Source organism: Pelovirga sp. (genome assembly GCF_059864205.1).
The window spans coordinates 1-1,079 of the sequence record NZ_JCBCBS010000011.1; the positions used below are offsets into that span (position 1 = coordinate 1).

Genomic DNA, 1,079 nt, shown 5'->3' on the forward strand with positions numbered 1-1,079 from the left:
GCTTATTTACTCGACACATCAAAATTATGAGGTGGTCGAGATTGATCAAGTCCTCGCTGACCGGATTACTCTTGTGCGCCCTGTTCTTGCCAGCTATACGGGCGCTGCTGTTATCCCTGTGAGGTTTGCAAGGACTCCAGAAGGGGTAAGTATCATGAGGACGGGCGCAGGGCTACAAGAGGCTTCGGCACGGTTCGCGGTTGAGGAAAACATCGACCTATCAGCACAAGCGTCAAGCTATCCGACATACAACGATATTCCGGTGGTCACTGACCGTAGCTTCATCCTTTCGCGCAGCTTGAACGAGCGTATTCATCGACCCGTTACGGAAGTTGACAACGGACAAGGCGCAGTCATTGTCGAGACAAAACAGGACTACACGGACTTTGCGCAGACGATCAACTACCTTGCCGAAAATCGCCAAGAGCTTTGGGATTTACGGGCGTGGCTACACTCCCGTTACGGTCGGCAGAAGGTCTTTTATATCCCGTCATTCAACCGCGACATTCAACCGCTTGAAGGAACGACGGAGTTTCAAACGTCAATCCAGATTGAGCCGATATTGATTGATCTTTACGGCAATCTGCCGCAATCCATCGTGATATTTTTTAAGGATGGGTCGTCCCTGTTCCGCGATATTACCGGAGCGCAAACGGTCAGCGGGGTTTCTGCTATCACCCTTGATTCTCCGATAGGAGTCAGGGATCTTGAGGACTTTGATATGATCAGCTTTTTATCGCTTGTGCGGCTGAATGCTGACACGATCACCATCAGACACAATAAATACAGTCAACTGACCGCACCAGTTATGGAGGTTCCGGCGTGAGCTATAGCGCAACAGACACAAGCCGACAAGACGGAAAACCGCTCTATCTTTTAGAGTTTACGAGAGGCGCAGCGGTGACACGGGTCAATTCGACGGCGGTTGATATATCATCCCCTGCAGGGGTTTACCGCGCATCCCATTTTACCGTGACGGCCAGGACGCAGGGTAAGGATATATTCAAGGACAACATAAAGATCACCTTTGCGCGGTCGGATAACTTTGCGCGGGAATATATCCTTGGCGCGATTGACCA

General features: G+C 50.7%; 2 protein-coding genes. Both read left to right on the plus strand.

Going from position 1 to position 1,079, the window contains the following annotated elements; translation table 11 throughout:
- A partial coding sequence (locus AC6F7T_RS00930; protein ID WP_500716075.1) for a hypothetical protein occupies positions 1–826 on the plus strand: 826 nt, incomplete at its 5' end.
- Positions 823–1,079: hypothetical protein (locus AC6F7T_RS00935; RefSeq protein WP_500716076.1), on the plus strand; the 257-nt coding region annotated here is incomplete at its 3' end. The genes AC6F7T_RS00930 and AC6F7T_RS00935, both read left to right, overlap by 4 nt.